This window comes from Rhodopseudomonas sp. (assembly GCF_048594845.1).
Taxonomy (GTDB): domain Bacteria; phylum Pseudomonadota; class Alphaproteobacteria; order Rhizobiales; family Xanthobacteraceae; genus Rhodopseudomonas.
In genome coordinates this window covers 1-18578 of sequence record NZ_JBMDXE010000323.1, presented here as the reverse complement: position 1 = coordinate 18578, position 18578 = coordinate 1, and the positions used below count along the sequence as shown (strand labels likewise).

The window sequence follows — 18578 nt, the reverse complement described above, 5'->3', positions numbered from 1 at the left end:
GGCACTCCGCTCCGCGGGCCGTAGACTCAACTGCTCGGGTCGCCCTCACCCCAGCCCGCTCCCGCGAGCGGGAGAGAGAACGTGCTGTGCTCGCGGCGGAGGCGTGGCCTCGACACTCAAGGCTTGACCGCCACCGCCACCAGCCCGGGCAAAGGCGCCTGATGCTCGTTGCGGGCGGAGGCGGGCTGCACCAACGCGACCTGCAGGCCGGCGCGTTGCAATTCGTCGCGCAGGTAGGATTCGGATTGCGCAAAGCGCAGGCCGTCGGTCAGCGCGACGCCCTCGCCAGCGTGGGTTTCGGCGGTAACGGCAAGAAGCCCGCCGGGCTTCAGCACGCGCGCCGCTTCGCGCAGCAACGGCGCGGCATCGCGGATGTAGATCAGCACGTCGGCAGCGAGAACGAGGTCCGCGCTGCCGGATGATTCCCCTCGCAGCCCCTCCACCAGGTCGGCCTGCACCAGCCGCGCATAGGCGCCGCTGCCGCGGGCCTGCGCCAGCATCTGCGCCGACAGGTCGAAGCCGACGATCATCTCGGCGAGTGGTTGAAACAGCCGGCCGACCAGCCCGGTGCCGCAGCCGAGGTCGATCACTTGAGCGAAACGCGGCGGGCGATCGGCAGCGCATACCGCCAGCACCGCATCCCGCAGCAGCTCCGGCCCGCGATAGCCGAGCTCGCCGACCAGCGACGCTTCGAAGCGCGGCGCATATTGGTCGAACAGGCTCGTCACATAGGCCGGCGTCATCGCATCGAGTTCGGACGCACCGAGCCGCATCAGCCGCAGCCCGGCGCCATGGCGATCGGAATGGTCCGCGTCGCGGGCCTGCTGAAAGGCTTCGATCGCGCCGGCACGGTCGTTCAGCCGATCGGCACGGATTTCGCCGAGCGCGAACCAGGCCGACGCAAACGCCGGCGCCAGTTCGATCGCCTGGAGCAGCAAATCGGCCGCGCCCGGCGCGTCGCCGCGTGCCAGCAAATCGCGCGCGAAATCGAACCGACGGTCGGCCAGCACGTCTCCGGACGACAGGAACAGGGGCATCGACGGAACCGGGCGGGGTGCGACTCGTTTCGACTTCAGGCTGGCCTATATAGCGAACATGCGTCCCCACGACATCCTGATGCCGATCGCCTCCGGGCTGTGCTGCAAGCCGGGCGGCTTCCATATCGATCCGGTGCGGCCGGTGGAGCGCGCCGTGATCACGCACGGCCATTCCGACCACGCCCGCCCCGGCCACGGCGCCGTGCTGGCGACGCAGGAAACCCTCGACATGATGCGGCTGCGCTACGGCGAGAATTTCGCCGGCAGTACACAGGCGATCAGCTATGGCGAGACGCTGCGGCTCGGCGACACCACCATCACGTTCCATCCCGCCGGCCATGTGCTCGGCTCGGCGCAGGTCGCGGTCGAAGCGGGCGGCATTCGCATCGTCGCATCCGGCGACTACAAGGACGCACCCGACCCGACCTGCACGCCGTTCGAGATCGTGCCGTGCGACGTGTTCATCACCGAGGCGACGTTCGGCATTCCGGTGTTTCGCCATCCCGACGCCGCGGGTGAAGTTCGCAAGCTGCTGAACTCCGTCGCACTGTTTCCGGAGCGCGCGCATCTGGTCGGCGCCTATTCGCTCGGCAAAGCGCAGCGCGTGATCGCGCTGATCCGCGAGGCCGGTTACGACGCGCCAATCTATCTGCACGGCGCCATGGAGAAGATCACGCATTACTATGCGGAGCGCGGCGTGCCGCTCGGCGAACTGCGCCCGGTGAAGGGCGTCAAGAAAGCCGAACTCGCCGGCACCATCACGCTGGCGCCACCCTCCGCGACCTCGGATTTGTGGACGCGGCGCTTTCCAGATCCGCTGACTGCGTTTGCGTCCGGCTGGATGCGCGTGCGTGCCCGCGCAAGGCAACGCGGCGTCGAGCTGCCGCTGGTGATTTCCGATCATGCCGATTGGGACGGCCTCACCGCGACGATCGCGGCGACCGGCGCCGGCGAAGTCTGGGTGACGCACGGCCAGGAAGACGCGCTGGTGCATTGGTGCACGACGCATGGCCTTACGGCGCGGCCGCTCGAACTGGTCGGCTATGGCGAGGAAGATGACGACGCCGCGCTACCGGCCAGCGAGGCCGCGGAGGCATGAACCGATTCGCCGAACTGCTCGACCGCCTCGCCTACGAACCCGGCCGCAACGCCAAGCTGCGGCTGATCGTCAACTACTTCCGCGAAGTCGAAGACCCCGACCGCGGCTACGCCCTCGCCGCGCTGACCGGCGCACTATCGTTCCGCCACGCCAAGCCGGCCCTGATCCGCGCCCTGATCGCCGAACGCACAGACCCGGTGCTGTTCGAGATGTCCTACGACTACGTCGGCGATCTGTCGGAGACGGTGGCGCTGATGTGGCCAGCTCCGAGTCGAGCGCTGCCTTACTCCCCTCCCCCTTGCGGGGAGGGGTCGGGGGTGGGGGTCCACAGCGGGAGCCCATCCTTGGGTCGCCCTCACCCCAACCCTCTCCCGCAAGCGGGAGAGGGATCTCGCCCCGCGCGCGGCGAGGATATCCCTTCAGAAATAAGCGCCGAAGTAAGCCCCGGTCACAACAACCCGCCGCCGCCGACCCTCACCGAGATCGTCACCACGCTGCATAGTCTCGGCAAAGCCGAGATGCCGGCGCAACTTACGCGGTGGCTGGATGAACTCGACGAGACTGGGCGGTGGGCGCTGCTCAAGCTGGTCACCGGCTCACTCCGCATCGGCGTGTCGGCGCGACTCGCCAAGACCGCGGCGGCTTCGTTCGGCGACAAGGATCCGCACGACGTCGAACTGATCTGGCCCGGGCTCGAGCCGCCTTACCTCGAGCTGTTCGCCTGGCTGGAGAATCGCGGGCCGCAGCCGGTCAATCGCGATCCGGCGCCGTTCCGCCCGGTGATGCTGGCGCATGCGGTCGAGGACGGCGACTTCGCCGCGATGGATCCGGCCGACTACATCGCCGAATGGAAATGGGACGGCATCCGCGTCCAGGCGGTGAGCGGCCTCAGCGAGGACGGCGACACGGTCGTGCGCCTGTATTCGCGCAGCGGCGAAGACATCACCATGAGCTTCCCCGATCTGCTGCCGTCGTTGCGCCTGCCCGGCGCCATCGACGGCGAACTGCTGGTGCTGCGCGAAGGCCGGGTGCAGACCTTCAACGTGCTGCAGCAGCGGCTGAACCGCAAATCGGTGACGCCGAAGCTGACCAAGGAGTATCCGATCCACCTGCGCGCCTATGATCTGCTCGGCGACGGCGACGAGGATCTGCGCACGCTGCCGTTCGCCGACCGCCGCGCCCGGCTGGAGACTTTCATCGCCCGGCTCGACGATCCACGCATCGACCTGTCACCGACTGTCGCGTTCGACGACTGGGAGGGGCTCGCCGCCGCGCGGCGCGATCCGGCTTCGGCCGGCGCCGGCCTCGACGCCGACGCGGTCGAGGGCGTGATGCTGAAGCGGCGCGATGCGCTGTATCTGCCGGGCCGGCCGAAAGGCCAATGGTGGAAGTGGAAGCACGACCCGCACATCATCGATGCCGTGCTGATGTATGCCCAGCGCGGCCACGGCAAGCGCTCGTCCTATTACTCCGACTACACCTTCGGGGTCTGGACCGAGGGCGACAGTGGCGATCAGCTGGTGCCGGTCGGCAAGGCGTATTTCGGTTTCACCGACGAGGAACTGCTGCAGATCGACCGTTTCGTCCGCCGCAACACCACCGAGAAGTTCGGCCCGGTCCGCCATGTCGTGCACGAACCCGACCAAGGCCTGGTGCTGGAAGTCGCGTTCGAAGGCCTGCAACGCTCGCCGCGGCACAAGTCCGGCGTCGCGATGCGGTTTCCGCGAATCAACCGGCTGCGCTGGGACAAGCCGCCACGCGACGCCGACCGGCTCGAAACTCTGGAGCGGATGCTCAAGGCCGAAACCCCGCGCCGCGAAAAAGCCGCCGCCGGCGGGCATTGACGCCGGCAAGCCAGTTCCCCATTTCCCTGACAGCGATTATCATGCGGCCGGACCGCACGAGGACCCGAAGCGATGCGCGACGACACCCGAAATCTGCCGGCCTCCGATGACGGCCTGACCCGTTTCCTCGGCGGCTCGCCGCTCGCGGTGCTGTTCCGCCTGGTGCTGATGTCCGTGCTGGTCGGCGTGGTGCTGGCCGCGGTCGGCCTCGACCCGTGGAATATCCTCGTCAGCATCCAGTTGCTGTTCCAGCGGCTGTGGGATCTCGGCTTCGATGCGGTCACCGGGCTGTGGCGGTACTTCCTGCTGGGCGCAGTGATTGTCATTCCGATCTGGCTGCTGTCACGGCTGTTCGGCGGCCCGCGCGGGCGCTGATCCGCGGACGTCACAGGTTTGCCACAAGACTCCAGCGTCACCTCGCGGCAGGTTTTTGCCATCGCCGGACCGGCGATGGTGGCCAATCTGACCACGCCGCTGCTCGGCGTCGTCGCCACCGCGGCGATCGGCCGGCTCGGCGACGCCACGCTGCTCGGCGGCGTGGCGATGACCTCGGTGATTTTCGACTGCCTGTTCTGGCTGTTCGGCTTTCTGCGGATGAGCACGCTGGCGTTCACCGCGCAATCGCTCGGCGCCGGGCATAGAAACGAGGTTCCGGCGCATCTCTTACGCGGACTGATCGTCGCTGGCGCGGTCGGTCTCTTATTAGTCGCGCTACAGGCGCCGCTCGCGGGCGCCGTGATCGGTGCGATGGGTGGCAGCGATGCGGTCAGCGCGGCCGCGCGGAGTTACTTCACGATCCGGATCTGGTCGGCCCCCTTGGTGCTGGCAAACTTCGCCGTGCTCGGCTGGCTAGTCGGGCAAGCCCGCGCCACGCTCGCGCTCGGCATTCAGGTCGCCATCAACCTCGTCAACATCGCCGCGACCTTGACGCTGGTGCTGTGGTTCGACTTCGGCATCACAGGGGCGGCGATCGCAGCGATCCTCGCCGAAGGCTCTGGACTGATCATCGGGCTGATAATCGCCGGATGGCTATTCCGCGGCGTGCCGCAGCTGCCGCGCGCGACTTTGTTCGATCGCGACAAGCTGAAGCGAATGTTCGCGGTCAATCGCGACATCATGATCCGCACCGCGGCGCTGATCACCGTGTTCCTGTTCTTCACCGCGCAGGGCGCCCGCTCCGGCGACGTCATCCTCGCCACCAATTCGGTGCTCAATAATTTCCTGATGGTCAGCGCCTTCTTCCTCGACGGTCTCGCCAATGCGGCCGAGCAGCTGTGCGGCCGCACGCTCGGCGCCCGCGATCGCGCCGGCTTCGTCAGCGCAACGCGGCTCGTGATCCTGTGGGGCTTCGCCTTCGCGCTTGTGGTCAGCGCCACCTACGCGCTCGCCGGGCCGCAACTGATCGATGCGATCACCGCCAGCCCCGAGCTGCGCGTCGCCGCGCGCGACTATCTGTGGCTGGTGACGCTGGCGCCGCTGCTCGGCGTGTTCGCCTTCGCGTTCGACGGCATCTTCATCGGCGCCACCTGGGCCCGCGAGATGCGCAACCTGATGCTGCTGTCGCTCGTGTTGTTCTTCGCAGGATGGCTGGCCCTCCGCCCATTCGGCAACACCGGCCTGTGGCTCGCGCTGCTGCTGCACTACGTCTGGCGCGGCGGCCTGCAGGCGCTGCGCTATCCGGCGATGGTTCGGCTGTCGTTCGCGCCGGCTGCAACGCGCTGATTTTTCCTAAAGCTTGCTGCTGCCTTTTAAGTCGGTTTTCACGACCAATTAGTTGTACCCAAAACAACACTTCGCGAAATCGGAACGTCGGAAATACCATTCCCTCGGAAATGCCCCAGAGGAGAGATGGAATGTGTGACGCCTGCGTTGAGCCCGGACTGTCCCGACGCACTCTGTTTCAAGGCGGATTGGGCCTGCTGGCCGCCGCCGCGCTGCCTGCGGCCGCTTACGCCCAGGCCGCTGCGAACCCAAGCGATACGCCGGATGCCGCCCTCGACAAGCTGATGCAGGGCAACGCCCGCTACATCGGCAACGAGCTCCGCGAGCGCGATTTCTCGGCCGGCCGCGTGGCGCGGTCGCAGGGCCAATCGCCGTTCGCCGCGATCCTCGGCTGTGCCGACTCGCGCATCGCGCCGGAGCTGGCGTTCGATCAGGGGCCGGGCAATCTGTTCGTGGTCCGCGTCGCCGGCAACTTCGTCACGCCCGATGGACTCGCCAGCCTCGAATACGGCGCCGCCGTGCTCGGCACCAAGGTGATCATGGTGCTCGGTCACAGCAATTGCGGCGCCATCAACGCCACCATCGGCGCGCTGCAGAAAGGCAACGACCTGCCCGGCCACATCGGCGATCTCGTCCGCGCCATGAAGCCCGGCGTCGAGCCGGCCCTGAAGGAAAAGGGCGATAACCTGCCGCAGCGCGCGGTGATCGCCAATGTGCGCCACAACGTGAAGACGTTGCAGGAGTCGAAGCCGATCCTGGCCGGCCTGGTGTCGAGCGGCAAGCTCAAGGTGGTGGGCGGCGTTTACGACCTTGCCACCGGCAAGGTCGAGCTGGTCTGAGACGCAATCCGGCGATAGTGGGGCTTTCGCTCCCCATTTCCCGAGCGTAGAGGTGCCCCGGCACGGCAACCGGCCGGCCGGGGGATCAGCGATGCAACTGCGATTTGTCGGCTGCGGCGACGCGTTCGGCTCCGGCGGCCGCCTCAATACCTGCTTTCATGTCTCCGGCCAGAGCGCCAATTTCCTGATCGATTGCGGCGCCACCTCGCTGCCGGCGCTGAAGCGTTATGGCATCTCGCGCGACGCGCTGGACCTTGTGCTGATCACTCACTTTCACGGCGACCATTTCGGCGGTCTGCCGTTTCTGCTGCTCGACGCCCAGTTCAGCAAGCGCAAGCGACCGCTGGTGATTGCCGGACCGGCCGGGATCGACATCAGGCTGACGCGGGTGATGGAAGCGCTGTTCGAACATTCGTCGGCCGCAAAGCCGACCTTCGAGCTGCAGGTGGTGGCGCTCGAGCCGGGCACGCCGCGCAGCTTCGGCCCAGTCACGGTGACGCCGTTTCCAGTGGTGCACGGCGATTCCGGCGGTCCGTTTTATGCCTATCGGATCGAGGCCGAAGGCCGAACGCTGGCCTATAGCGGCGACACGCAGTGGACGCCGACGCTGGTCGATGCCGCGCACGACGCCGACCTGTTCGTCTGCGAGGCCTACACCTACGATCGCACGGTGAAGAACCACATCAGCCTGAAGCTGCTCGAAAGCCACCTGCCGCAGATTAATCCGAAGCGGCTGATCCTGACCCATATGAGCGACGAAGTACTGCACAAGCTCGACAGCATCAGCCATCTGGCGGCAAGTGATGGGATGATCGTGGAGTTGTAGTCCGCAGCAGCGGTTGAAGGCGGCCCTGCCCCAAGGCACGTCGTTCCGGGGCGCGAGCGCAAGCTCGCGAACCCGGAACCTCGATGTGGTGTGTGTTCTTTTCCAGCTCGTCCGGATTCCGGGTTCGCGCTCAAGAGCGCGCGCCCCGGAATAACGTGCTTGGGGCGGGTCGCAAGAGTGCCGTGGTGGCACCCGCTCGCGGCGCTACACCGGCCACTCTTCGGCAGTAATCGTGGGTGCATCGGCACCGACGATTTCGGACAACGAGTCGCGGCCGGTGCGGAGCAGAGTCGAGGCGAGGTCGGACTTGATGCTCTCGACCAGACCGAGGCCCTTGTAGATCAGCGCCGAATAGAGCTGCACCAGGCTGGCGCCGGCGCGGATCTTGGTCAGCGCAGCGCCGCCGGAATCGATGCCGCCGACGCCGACCAGCGGGAATGCGCCTTCGGCGCGCACATAGGTCTCCGCCACCATCCGGGTCGACAGCCGGAACAGCGGCCGGCCGCTGTGCCCACCCTGCGCGTTCATCTTGCTGCGTTCGCGCAGCAGCGGCGAGCGCGACAGCGTGGTGTTGGCGACGATCATGCCGTCGACACGGCGCGAGCGGGCGATGTGCACGACGTCGTCGAGTTCACCTAGCGTCAGGTCCGGCGCGATCTTGAGCAGCACCGGCGTGTCGCCGGCACTGGCGCGCACCCGCTCGCGCGCCTCGATCACCCGCGCCAGCAGATCGTCGAGCGCCGCGGCCTGCTGCAGATTGCGCAGGCCCGGCGTGTTCGGTGACGACACGTTGACGGTGAAGTAACTGGCGACCGGCGCGAAGGTCTCGATCAGCGACACATAGTCGGCGACGCGATCGGAGCTGTCCTTGTTGGCCCCGACATTGACGCCGAGAATGCCGCCCTGCCCGGCCCGCGCCGCCAGCCGACGCAGCACCACTTCGCTGCCGTCATTGTTGAAGCCCATGCGGTTGATCACCGCCTCGTCGCGCTCCAGCCGGAACAGCCGCGGCCGCGGGTTGCCGGACTGCGGCTTCGGCGTCACCGTACCGACCTCGACGAAGCCGAAGCCGAGCCGCATCAGCGCATCCGGCGCCTCGGCGTTCTTGTCGAAGCCGGCCGCAATGCCGACCGGATTGGGAAAATTCAGGCCGAACGCCCGCACCGCCAGCTTGGGATCGTCCGGCCGCGGCTTGACCTGGGGCAGCAGCTTAAGGCCCTGGATCGCCAGCCGGTGCGCATCCTCGGCATCGAACAGCCGCAGCAGCGGCAGCGACAGGGCATCGAAAGCGCGGATCACGGCACCAGCTCCGGAATTTCGTGCGTGCCGTCGGCCCGGGTCGCGATCTCCTGCACCGAGGTGACGGCGCCGAGCGGCAACTCGCCGTACAGATGCGGAAACAGCGCGCCGCCGCGCGACGGCTCCCAGCGCAGCTCGGGACCAAGCACATCGGCATCCACCGCGATCAGCAGCAGGTCGGTCTGCCCCGCATAGTGCTTGGCCAGCGTGCCGGCCAGTTGCTCCGCGGTGGAGAAATGGATGAAGCCGTCGCGGCTGTCGTCGGCGCTGCCGCGATACACGCCGACCTGTTCGGCCGCGCGCCACGCCGGAGCGTCACATATTTTGTAGATCGTGCGCAAAGGCGCGGATTCCCGTTGCGGCTGGTCAGGGCGGATCGGTCATGTAACCCGAGAAAGCGCCGGGCAACCGAAATAACATCCGCGGAAACAGTATTTTGCGCACGTCCTGATCGCGAAAACCGGGTCCCGCAGAGGGGATCGGCGCGCGTTCGGTTGCCTGGAAATTACCCGGGCTTGCGGTCGACCGTATCGACCGCCCGGGTGCACCGCAAGGGCCGCGTTTTTGTCGCAAGACGGGATTGCGGAACGCGCGGCATTGAGGTAATAATTCCTACTTGTCAAGCTCTTTTTTCGCCATGGGGATGGCCGCGATGCACATGCTGACACACGACCAGATCTGGACTGCGCTCGACCGCCTGGCTGAACGCTCAGGCCTCTCGCCCTCCGGGCTTGCCAAAAAGTCCGGCCTCGATCCTACCACCTTCAACAAATCGAAGCGGATCACCAATGACGGCCGCGAGCGTTGGCCCTCCACCGAATCGGTAGCGAAGGCGCTGACGGCCACCAACACGGCGATCGACACCTTCGTGCAACTGATCACGGACCGGCCGCGGGTCGTGCAATCGGTGCCGCTGCTCGGACTCGCCCAGGCCGGCGCCGGCGGCTTCTTCGACGACGGCGGATTTCCGGCCGGCAAGGGCTGGGATGAAATCGGGCTGCCGTCGATCAACGACGAGCACGCCTATGCGCTGGAGATCTCGGGCGACTCGATGAAGCCAGCCTATCGCGACGGCGACATCATCGTCGTCTCGCCGGGCACTGCGATCCGGCGTGGCGACCGCGTGGTGGTCCGGACCACCGGCGGCGAGGTGATGGTGAAGGAGTTGAAGCGGCGCACCACCAAGATCGTCGAACTGGCCTCGCTGAATCCGAGCCATCCGGACAGAACGCTGGCGCCATCCGAAGTCGAATGGATCGCCCGCATCGTCTGGGCCAGCCAATAGCTCCGCCGCTGCGTAGCACTTCTCCTGACTTCACAAACGGGGGGTCCCGGCGATAATTAGCGCCTCGACTGCTGGGAGCACCGAATCATGGATCGTCGCGCTATTTTGAAAGCCTTTGCGGGCCTCGCCCTCTGCCCGCTCTGCGCCACCGCCGGAGCCGCCGCCGAGGGCGCACATCATTGGGGATACGAGGGCGACAGCGGCCCGGCGAAGTGGGGCGAACTGGATTCCGCCAATCAGATCTGCAGCATCGGCGTGCAGCAGTCGCCGATCGACATCGGCACCACCGTCAGCGCCAATTTGTACCCGATCGAAACCGAGTGGACCGGCAAGGTCGACACGATCGTCAACAATGGTCACACGATCCAGGTCAACGTCGGCGACGACAGCAAGCTGAAGCTCGGCGGCGTCACCTTCAAGCTGGTGCAGTTTCACTTCCACCATCCGAGCGAGCACCTGATCGACGGCAAGAACTTCCCGATGGAAGTTCACTTCGTCCACCGCGCCGAGTCCGGCACCCTGGGCGTGCTCGGTGTGCTGATGCAGACCGGAAAGGCCAACCCGACCTTCGCCAAGATCGTCGCCACCATGCCGCAGACCGAAGGCCCCGCCGTCAAGGCGGACGCCGCGATCGATCCCAACGCGCTGCTGCCCGAAAAGCGCGCGTACTATCGCTATGAAGGCTCGCTGACGACACCGCCGTGCTCGGAGGTCGTCGACTGGATGGTGATGGCCAATCCGATTACGGTCGCGGAGGAAGACGTCGCAGCCTTCGCCAAGCTGTATCCGATGAACGCGCGGCCGGCGCAGAAGGACAATCGCCGCTTCGTGCTGCAGTCGAACTAAGCCGCAGCAGCGCAGACAGAAAAGGCCCCGGAGCGACGCCGCTCCGGGGCCTTTTTCTTGAGAAGCAGCGGTGACTTATCCGCCCGTGCCGGCGGAAGCGTCTGCCGTGACCGGCGCCAGTTTCACATCGTCGACCAGCGACGACGACACTGACGGCACCTGCGCGCCGCCGGTCGCCCGAGTCACCGCGAGCCGGGCCTTGGCGAAAGCCGCGTCAGCGCTGACGACGCGCGACGAAATCGAACCGAGCAGCGCGCCGACCAGCACACTGTTCTCGCCGTCGCCGTCCTCGGCGACCTTGCCGGGCGTCGCCGACGACAGCACCAGCGCATTGGCCGGAGCGCTGATCGGCGCCAGTCCATGCGAATAGGCGCGGAAGCGGCGCTCATAGGGATTGCGGCGGGAGGCGTCGATGATCGCCAGCTTGGCCTGAACGCCGCTGTCCTTGAATGCGTCCAGCACGGCCTCGATGCTGACGCCGGCGCGGCGAACGTCGGCCTCCTTCCAGATCCGGGCATCGACCGGGATCATGTAGCTCTCGCGGCCGGATTGGATGCCGTAGCCGCCGAAGAACAGCACGACGGTGGAGTCCTTGGTGACCCTGCCCTTCAGCCGCTCGACTGCCTGCAGGATGTCCTCGCGCCGGGCATCCTCGATCGCGTCGACATCGAAGCCCTCGCGACGCAGCGCGGCGCTGAGCGCGCGGGCGTCGTTGAGCGGCTGGGACAGCGGCCGGGAAGCATCCGGATAGCTGCCATTGCCGATGACCAGAGCGAAGCGCGAAGCGGTCGACGTGGCCGTGCCGACCTGCGCGGTGTCCTTACCGCGCAACGCATCGACGCCGCGCTTGTTGAGCGCAGCGTGTGCGCCGATGGCAGCCGACACCACGCCGATCAGGGTGGCGATCGTCGTCATCGAGCGGCGCGACGGACGGGGTACGCGAAACATCATCAGCAATCGATCCTGATCCGCGCACATTTCAGCGCACGGCGCGATATGTCGGTGAAGGATGAGGCAATCCCGTGCGGTTGAATTACGCTCTAATTGCGGCGCCGCACCATAACAAAGGATTAACCGTTTCAAGCCCTTCGGGCAAGTCAGCAATTGTCGGCACCGTATAGCCGGTCGATCGCGGAATGCCTAGACTGTAGCTATACTTGGAACCGTTCACAGTTTTTCGATCAATATTACGCCGCGTGACTTACGGCCCCCGATCTGAATCTTGGAAGACCTCAGCGCCAGCCGGTTGCGAATGGCGAAGCCGGCAGGGCGCGGCGTGGCGCCGCGGCCCAAGGGTGAATTTGTCAATCCGGCTGGACCGTGATTTATCAAAGACTTGACGCTTCTGGACGGCGGGAAGGACCATGGACATGTTGACGATGGCCGGCGCGGCGGTTCGCGCGCTGACCGCCCGCAAACAGGCTCCATCGCTGTACGACCTGTGCGACCCGGTCTTCCTCGGCCGCAAGCACGGCGACCCGCATATTTCCAAGTTCTACAAGACCGCTCTGGCCAATCCGGCGCTGCGGCCGCTGCTGCGCAGCGCCGGCCTGCCGGAGCTGAAGGACCCGGTCCGGTTCAGGGCGATCCGCGACGCGCTGATTGCCGCGCGCGATGCGTCCGATCCCGACTGGGCGGCGATCGGCCGCCCGATCGCGGCCCTGCTCGATACGGTAAAGCTGCAGCATCCACGGCCGCGGCCGCTGCCGGCACCGACCCAGATGCCCCGGCTCGCCGACATCGACAGCGCGATCCGGGCGGCAGGCGATCATCTGCTGCGATCGTGGGAGCGGCTCGGCTTCATCCCGACCTACGCGGCCTTCAACCTGATCGGCGATGCTGACTTGGATAGCCGCGCCTTTCTGACGGCGCTGACCGGGCTGAACGCCCGCAGCTACAAGAACTCGACGCTGCTGTTCAATCTGGCGCGGGTGTTCATCGCGCGCTCGCCGGTCGCGGGCGTGATCAATCCGCCGTGGCGCGGTATCGCCGAGCCGATGTGGGAGCCGGTACAGATCCGGCATCGCTCCGCCTATTACGACGCGTTCTATATCGAGGCGCTACTCAGCTTCATCGACACCGGCCTCGGCACTCCCGAAGACGTCCGAACCGCGCGGCGGATCATCGCCGACATGACCGAGTTCTGCATCAAGACCAGCCGCGAACGCGTGCGCTCAGCGGACGGCGAGTCGTTCGACGTGATCACCGCGCTGGCGCCGCCGCCGCATCCGCGCTTCAGCCGTTTCTTCACGCATATCAAACAGGACCTCGGCTTCGGCGTCTACGTGCCCGATTGCGACACCACCGCCTGCTCGATCTCGGCGGCGACCCAGGCCAACTCCACCGATCCGATTCTCGATCAGCCGCTGATCGACTTCTACGCCTCCTACCAGGTCCGCGCCGGCGCCAATGCGCCGCTGGTCACCGTGCCGCTCAACGACAATGTCGACTACGACGGTGGCATCGTCACCTGGATCGACAATGTCGCCGGCGAGCGGCCGTTCGGCAACGACCTCGACCCCACGCTCAATCTCGACGTGCTCGAAGTCAGCTTCCGCAATTGCGCGCGCTGGAAAATCATCGAGACGCCGTCGCGGCTGGAGACGGTGCGGCGCATCGTCGACTTCCACCGCCGGCTGGTCGCCAGCGGCGGCTTCGCCGATCCCAAATCGCACGTCTACTATCTGCCCGAGCTGTACTGCGCCTATTTCGGCCGCTGCTACGTCGCCTTCCGTGCACTCGACGAGACCGCGCGGCGCGCGATCGATCCGGACGGCGTGTTCGACTTCATCCGCGGGCACGTGCTGGCCTATGTCCAGGACGAACTGGTCGCCCGGGAGATGAACGTGTTCGACGCCGCGCTGGCGCTGATCGCGCTCGGTCATCTCGATGCGGAGCTGGCGCAGCTCACGCCGGCGCTGCACTGCATCCTCAATCATCTCGGCGAAGGCGGCGGGCGCGGCCCGTTCAAGGCCTATGAATGGAACAAGATGAAGACGCCGACGCGTATTCTGGTCGGCGGGCCGCAGGTCACCTCCGCCTTCGTGCTGATGGGACTGGCGCTGGCCCGGCAGGCCATTCTGCGCGCGCAGCACCGCGGTTGACCGAGATGAACGAATACCGCCGATGAACACGTCTCGCGCGAAGTTGAAGCATCGGACTACGCGCCGCGCTGGCCTGAGCGCCCAATAATCCTCACAATCGGGCACCTTGCTGCGGCGGCACGGCGCGCGTCGTCGCATTGGTCCGATCGAGATGGCGAACGCATGTTGAAAGCTCTCCTGCTCCCGTTGTGGTTCGCCCTGCTGCTGCCCGTCGCTGCGCAGGCTGCCGACGTCAGCGGCGTGCCGAAAATCCGTAACGGCGACCAGATCATGATCGGCGGCACCCGCATCCGGCTCGCCGGCATCGACGCGCCCTCGCTCGATCAACTCTGCCTCGGTCCCAAGGGTGATCGCTGGACCTGCGGCATCGCCGCCCGCGACGCACTGGCCGGCCACGTCGGCAGCAAAAGCTGGACCTGCAGCGTGCTGCGCACCGACAAGAAGCAGTCGATCGCCAAGTGTACGGTGGACGGCGAAGACATCCAGCAATGGATGGTGAAGAGCGGTTGGGCGCTCTCCTATGTCAGGGTGTCCCATGCCTACGACGCGGACGAGAAAGCGGCGCGCGCCGCCAAGGTCGGGCTTTGGCAGGGCGCCTTCATCGCGCCGTGGGACTGGCGCGTGCGCAACAACAAGACCGTGATCCTCGGCGCCACCCGGCCGCCGAAGAATGCCCGCCGCATCCTGCTCGCCTCGGCCTCCGGCCCGATTGCGCCTTCGCCCGACTGTACCATCAAGGGCAACGTCAACACCTCGGGCGAATGCATCTATCATAAGCCGACCAGCCGCTGGTATGCGAAGATCCAGATGAAAATCAGCAAGGGCACGCGCTGGTTCTGCTCGGTCGAAGACGCCGAAGCCGCCGGTTGCCGGGAAACGCGCCGCTAGAGCATGATCCCGGACGACGGCATCAGGCGTCGGCAAGCATCATGGTCGAACGACAGGCTGCGCGCGCCCGAGCCAGAGCGGACGCGGCGAAGTGAACAGCACCGGCGAGCGACTTGAACGACGGCGGCATCCCCGGCTGCGGCGTGCCGGGCTGGTCACCGCGCTGTTCATCACGGTCTACACGCTCGCCGCCTATCTGGCGCTGCCGCTGTTCTGGACGCATTACGACCATCAGCGCGGCCTGGCCGAACTGCCGATGGCGACCAGTACGGCGCAAGGCATTCCGGGCGACCCGATCAATGTCGGACTGATCGGCAACCAGACGGATGTGCTGCGGGCGATGCTCGCGGCGGGATGGTCACCGGCCGATCCGATCACGCTGCGCTCCTCGATCGAAATCGCCGGCAGCGTGTTGCTCGACCGGCCGTACCGCAACGCGCCGGTGTCGAACCTGTACTATCTCGGCCGGCGCGAGGATCTCGCCTTCGAGAAATCCGACGGCCGCAGCGCCGACCGGCGCCACCACGTCCGGTTGTGGAAGGTGCTCGACAGCGGTGCCGAGGGGCGTCCGGTCTGGCTCGGCGACGCCACCTTCGACCGCGGCGTGGGGCTGAGCCACTACACCGGCGCCGTCACCCACCACATCGATCCGGACATCGACGCAGAGCGCGAGCGGTTCGCCGCCGACCTCGAAGCCGCCGGCATGGTCGAGGCGCGCTATCAGGTCACGGGGATTGGACCGACGATCGCGGGCCGGAATGGCGAAGGCGACCGCTATTACACCGACGGCGAAGTCTGGATTCTCCGCCTGGTCGAGAACGGCCAGAAGCGCGACGCGCCGGCCGCCATGCTGCCCAGCCCGCTCGCCACCACCATCAAGGATCAACTCTTCCGGACCATCGCCGAGGCGATCGCGCCCGCGCCTTGAATTCGGTCTCGCGCGGCGGCATGGTCGCGACGCTTTTCACATCATGGGAACGACTGCATCATGGCCGTCAGATCCGGACGGGAATTCCTCGCGATCCCCGGCCCCACCACGATGCCGGACGAGGTGCTGCAGGCGATGCACCGCCCGGCGCTGGACATCTATTCGAACGAAATGGTGGAGCTGAGCGAGAGCCTGCTGCGCGATCTCAGCCGGCTGTTCGCCACCAAGGGCAAATCCTACATCTACATCGCCAACGGCCACGGCGCTTGGGAAGCGGTGATCAGCAACGTGTTGTCACGCGGCGACAAGGTGCTGGTGCTGGAGAGCGGCCGGTTTGCGCTCGGCTGGGGCAACGCCGCGCAGGCGATGGGATGTGACGTCGAAGTGCTGAAAGGCGACTGGCGCCGCGCCGTAAATCCCGCCGAGGTCGAGGAGCGGCTGCGCCGCGACACTGACCACAGCATCAAGGCGATCGTGGTGGTGCAGGTCGACACCGCGTCGAGCGCCGTCAACGATCTCGAAGGCATCGGACAGGCCATCAGGGCGGCCGGCCATCCGGCCCTGTTCATGGTCGACACGGTCGCCTCGCTCGGCTGCATGCCGTTCGAGATGGACGCCTGGGGCATCGACGTGGCGATGTCCGGATCGCAGAAGGGGCTGATGTCACCACCCGGTCTCGGCTTCGTCGCCGTTGGTGATCGCGCCCGGGCGGCACATCAGCACGCCGATCTGCGCACGCCGTATTGGGACTGGACCAACCGCGACGGGCCCGAGCACTACCAGAAATACGCCGGCACCGCGCCGGTGCACCTGCTGTTCGCTCTGCGCAAGGCGCTCGACATGCTGTTCACGGAAGGGCTCGATGCCACCTTCCGCCGGCACCGGCTGCTGGCCGAAGCGGTGCGCAGCGCGGTCACGGTGTGGAGCGAAGGGCAGGTATTCAGCTTCAACATCGACAACGCCCGCGAGCGTGCCGACACAGTGACGACCGTGCGTGCCGCGGACGGCCATGATCTGTTTGCGCTGCATCGCTACTGCAAAGAGAAGTGCGGCCTGGTACTTGGCGTCGGCATCGGCGAACTTCAGAACCGTGCCTTCCGCATCGCCCATATGGGCCACATCAACGCGCCGATGATCCTCGGCACGCTCGGCGTCATCGAAATGGCGCTGACGGCGCTGAATATCCCGCACCGCAAGGGCGGCGTCGCCGCCGCGATCGATCATCTCGCGAACGGCGTGCCGGCCTAGCCGGTCGGGCGCGTCAGGCAGGCCTTAGGATTCGATCTTCACGTATTCGAAGTCGCCGGGCTTGTTGTCGATGCCGACCTTCGGAGCCGAAATCCACGGTGCATAGACGCCCGGCTCGCTCACCGGCTGCATCAGCGACGAGATGAAGTCGCCGTCGTCCGACGACGGCAGCCAGTCGTCCCTGCGCTTGGCCCAGGTGCCCGCGTCGATCAGCAGGCCTTCCGGTGTGGCGTGCACGTCCTTGAATTCACCGATGGCGCGGTGGAAGGCGACATGCGGCAGCGCCAGCTTGAAGTCGTAGCCGGCGGTGGTGATCACCTTGTTCCAGCGCAGCAGGCCCTTGACGCAGTCCTGCGAGTAGTCGTCGCGCAGCCGCATGTTGAGCGCGGTCAGCGCCGGCTCGTCCACCCGCTTGATGACGCCGTCGACGAGCTTCAACACCGGATAGGTCGAATTCTTCAGCTGGTGATCGTCGTCGATCTGGGTTTCGTGATAGCGGCCCTTGATGCCGAAGTTGAAGGCGTTGGCGGCGTTGGTCGAGACTTCCGAGCCGAACAAGTCGAGCGACAGCGTGTAGTGCAGGTTGAGCTTCTTCTGAATGGTCGGCAGGTCGATGACGCCGAGCGTTCGCACCTTGGCGATATCGGTCGGATCGGTGATGCCGGCCTCGCGCATCGCGTCGCAGGTGCGCTGGATGACGCGGGTGATGCCGGTCTCGCCGACGAACATGTGATGCGCTTCTTCGGTCAGCATGAAGCGGCAGGTGCGCGACAACGGATCGAAGCCCGACTGCGCCAGCGAGTGCAGCTGCATCTTGCCGTCGCGGTCGGTGAAATAGGTGAACATGAAAAACGACAGCCAGTCCGGCGTCGCTTCATTAAAGGCGCCGAGCATGCGCGGCGCATCAGCGTCACCGGAGCGGCGGCGCAACAGATCGTCGGCTTCCTCGCGGCCATCGCGGCCAAAGTACTTCTGCAGCAGGTACACCATCGCCCACAGATGGCGGCCTTCCTCGACATTGACCTGGAACAGGTTGCGCATGTCGTAGAGCGACGGCGCGGTCTTGCCGAGATGGCGCTGCTGCTCGACCGATGCAGGCTCGGTGTCGCCCTGGATCACGATCAGCCGGCGCAGCATCGCGCGATATTCGCCGGGGACTTCCTGCCAGGCCGGCTCGCCATAATGCTCGCCGAACGGGATCTTGCGGTTCTCTTCCTGCGGCGCCAGCAGCACGCCCCAGCGATAGTCCGGCATCTTGACGTAGTCGAACTTCGCCCAGCCGCGCGGATCGACGGAGTACGCCGTACGCAGATACACCAGCTTCTCCTGGAAGCCGTCCGGCCCCATGTCGTTCCACCAGTCGATGTAACCGGGATGCCAGCCCTCCAGCGCCTTGAGCACCTGGCGATCGGAAGCGAGGTCGACGTTGTTGGGAATCTTGGTCGAGTAGTCGACATTCATGATGTTCATGTTCATGGGCGGCTCCCGGTTGGGTCTCGTGTCGTCTCTGAGTTCGCCGTCATCCTGAGGTGCGCGCTCTTTCGCGCCACCAAGGATTACTCTGCACTGTGCTCGTCTCTCATACATAGATGCGCGCCGGAGGCGGCGCGCAC

The 18578-nt window shown here is 66.2% G+C and carries 17 protein-coding genes; 12 read left to right on the top strand and 5 right to left on the bottom strand.

The genetic code is table 11. From position 1 onward, the window contains the following. Positions 1-116: 116 nt before the first annotated feature. Complete coding sequence (locus ACOJTD_RS21625) at positions 117-1037, bottom strand: methyltransferase domain-containing protein (RefSeq protein WP_420134917.1); 921 nt, start codon at positions 1035-1037, stop codon at positions 117-119. 58 nt (positions 1038-1095) lie between these two features. Between ACOJTD_RS21625 and ACOJTD_RS21620 the strand changes: the two genes are divergently transcribed. The 6 genes from ACOJTD_RS21620 (at position 1096) to ACOJTD_RS21595 (ending at position 7367) form a co-directional block, all read left to right on the top strand. Next, positions 1096-2136, top strand: a complete 1041-nt coding sequence (locus ACOJTD_RS21620; protein WP_420134916.1) for a ligase-associated DNA damage response exonuclease — start codon at positions 1096-1098, stop codon at positions 2134-2136. Next, entirely contained in the window at positions 2133-3980 is a 1848-nt protein-coding gene (locus tag ACOJTD_RS21615) for an ATP-dependent DNA ligase (RefSeq protein ID WP_420134915.1), read from the top strand. Before ACOJTD_RS21620 ends, ACOJTD_RS21615 begins: the two co-directional genes overlap by 4 nt. Positions 3981-4052: 72 nt before the next feature. Beyond that, the gene (locus ACOJTD_RS21610; protein WP_420134914.1) at positions 4053-4355 is read left to right on the top strand and encodes a DUF6460 domain-containing protein; all 303 of its coding nucleotides are present in this window, start codon (positions 4053-4055) and stop codon (positions 4353-4355) included. A 75-nt stretch (positions 4356-4430) separates the two neighbouring features. Beyond that, positions 4431-5702 carry an MATE family efflux transporter gene (locus tag ACOJTD_RS21605; RefSeq protein ID WP_420134913.1) on the top strand — a complete coding sequence of 424 codons (1272 nt, stop codon included), beginning with the start codon at positions 4431-4433 and terminating at the stop codon, positions 5700-5702. Between the two features lie 131 nt (positions 5703-5833). Further along, a complete protein-coding gene (locus ACOJTD_RS21600; RefSeq protein ID WP_420134912.1) occupies positions 5834-6541 on the top strand; it encodes a carbonic anhydrase in 708 nt (235 codons plus the stop codon). Between the two features lie 91 nt (positions 6542-6632). After that, a complete protein-coding gene (locus ACOJTD_RS21595) occupies positions 6633-7367 on the top strand; it encodes an MBL fold metallo-hydrolase (RefSeq protein ID WP_420134911.1) in 735 nt (244 codons plus the stop codon). Positions 7368-7571: 204 nt separating this feature from the next. Here ACOJTD_RS21595 and ACOJTD_RS21590 read toward each other — a convergent pair whose 3' ends face one another. Together ACOJTD_RS21590 and ACOJTD_RS21585 are read right to left on the bottom strand one after the other, a co-directional pair. Further along, positions 7572-8666: a quinone-dependent dihydroorotate dehydrogenase gene (locus ACOJTD_RS21590; RefSeq protein ID WP_420134910.1), complete on the bottom strand. Its 1095-nt coding sequence runs from the start codon at positions 8664-8666 to the stop codon at positions 7572-7574. Next, a complete protein-coding gene (locus tag ACOJTD_RS21585; protein ID WP_420134909.1) occupies positions 8663-9007 on the bottom strand; it encodes a DUF952 domain-containing protein in 345 nt (114 codons plus the stop codon). Before ACOJTD_RS21585 ends, ACOJTD_RS21590 begins: the two co-directional genes overlap by 4 nt. 317 nt (positions 9008-9324) lie before the next feature. On the opposite strand from ACOJTD_RS21585, the gene ACOJTD_RS21580 reads away from it, so the two are divergent. Both ACOJTD_RS21580 and ACOJTD_RS21575 read left to right on the top strand, forming a co-directional pair. Continuing rightward, entirely contained in the window at positions 9325-9951 is a 627-nt protein-coding gene (locus tag ACOJTD_RS21580) for a S24 family peptidase (protein WP_420134918.1), read from the top strand. An 87-nt stretch (positions 9952-10038) separates the two neighbouring features. After that, positions 10039-10797, top strand: coding sequence for a carbonic anhydrase (locus tag ACOJTD_RS21575; protein ID WP_420134908.1), 759 nt, complete (start codon positions 10039-10041; stop codon positions 10795-10797). A 75-nt stretch (positions 10798-10872) separates the two neighbouring features. On the opposite strand, the gene ACOJTD_RS21570 is transcribed toward ACOJTD_RS21575, so the two are convergent. Further along, positions 10873-11748, bottom strand: a complete 876-nt coding sequence (locus tag ACOJTD_RS21570; protein WP_420134907.1) for a caspase family protein — start codon at positions 11746-11748, stop codon at positions 10873-10875. A 413-nt stretch (positions 11749-12161) separates the two neighbouring features. Here ACOJTD_RS21570 and ACOJTD_RS21565 point away from each other — a divergent pair, with 413 nt between their 5' ends. From ACOJTD_RS21565 to ACOJTD_RS21550, 4 genes are all read left to right on the top strand, one after another. After that, a complete protein-coding gene (locus tag ACOJTD_RS21565) occupies positions 12162-13901 on the top strand; it encodes a hypothetical protein (protein WP_420134906.1) in 1740 nt (579 codons plus the stop codon). Between the two features lie 162 nt (positions 13902-14063). Continuing rightward, positions 14064-14789: a thermonuclease family protein gene (locus tag ACOJTD_RS21560; RefSeq protein WP_420134905.1), complete on the top strand. Its 726-nt coding sequence runs from the start codon at positions 14064-14066 to the stop codon at positions 14787-14789. 91 nt (positions 14790-14880) lie between these two features. Further along, complete coding sequence (locus ACOJTD_RS21555; RefSeq protein WP_420134904.1) at positions 14881-15717, top strand: LssY C-terminal domain-containing protein; 837 nt, start codon at positions 14881-14883, stop codon at positions 15715-15717. Between the two features lie 60 nt (positions 15718-15777). Continuing rightward, a complete protein-coding gene (locus ACOJTD_RS21550; RefSeq protein WP_420134903.1) occupies positions 15778-16965 on the top strand; it encodes a pyridoxal-phosphate-dependent aminotransferase family protein in 1188 nt (395 codons plus the stop codon). A 24-nt stretch (positions 16966-16989) separates the two neighbouring features. Here ACOJTD_RS21550 and boxB read toward each other — a convergent pair whose 3' ends face one another. Beyond that, a complete protein-coding gene (boxB, locus tag ACOJTD_RS21545; RefSeq protein WP_420134902.1) occupies positions 16990-18441 on the bottom strand; it encodes a benzoyl-CoA 2,3-epoxidase subunit BoxB in 1452 nt (483 codons plus the stop codon). Between the last annotated feature and the right edge of the window lie 137 nt (positions 18442-18578).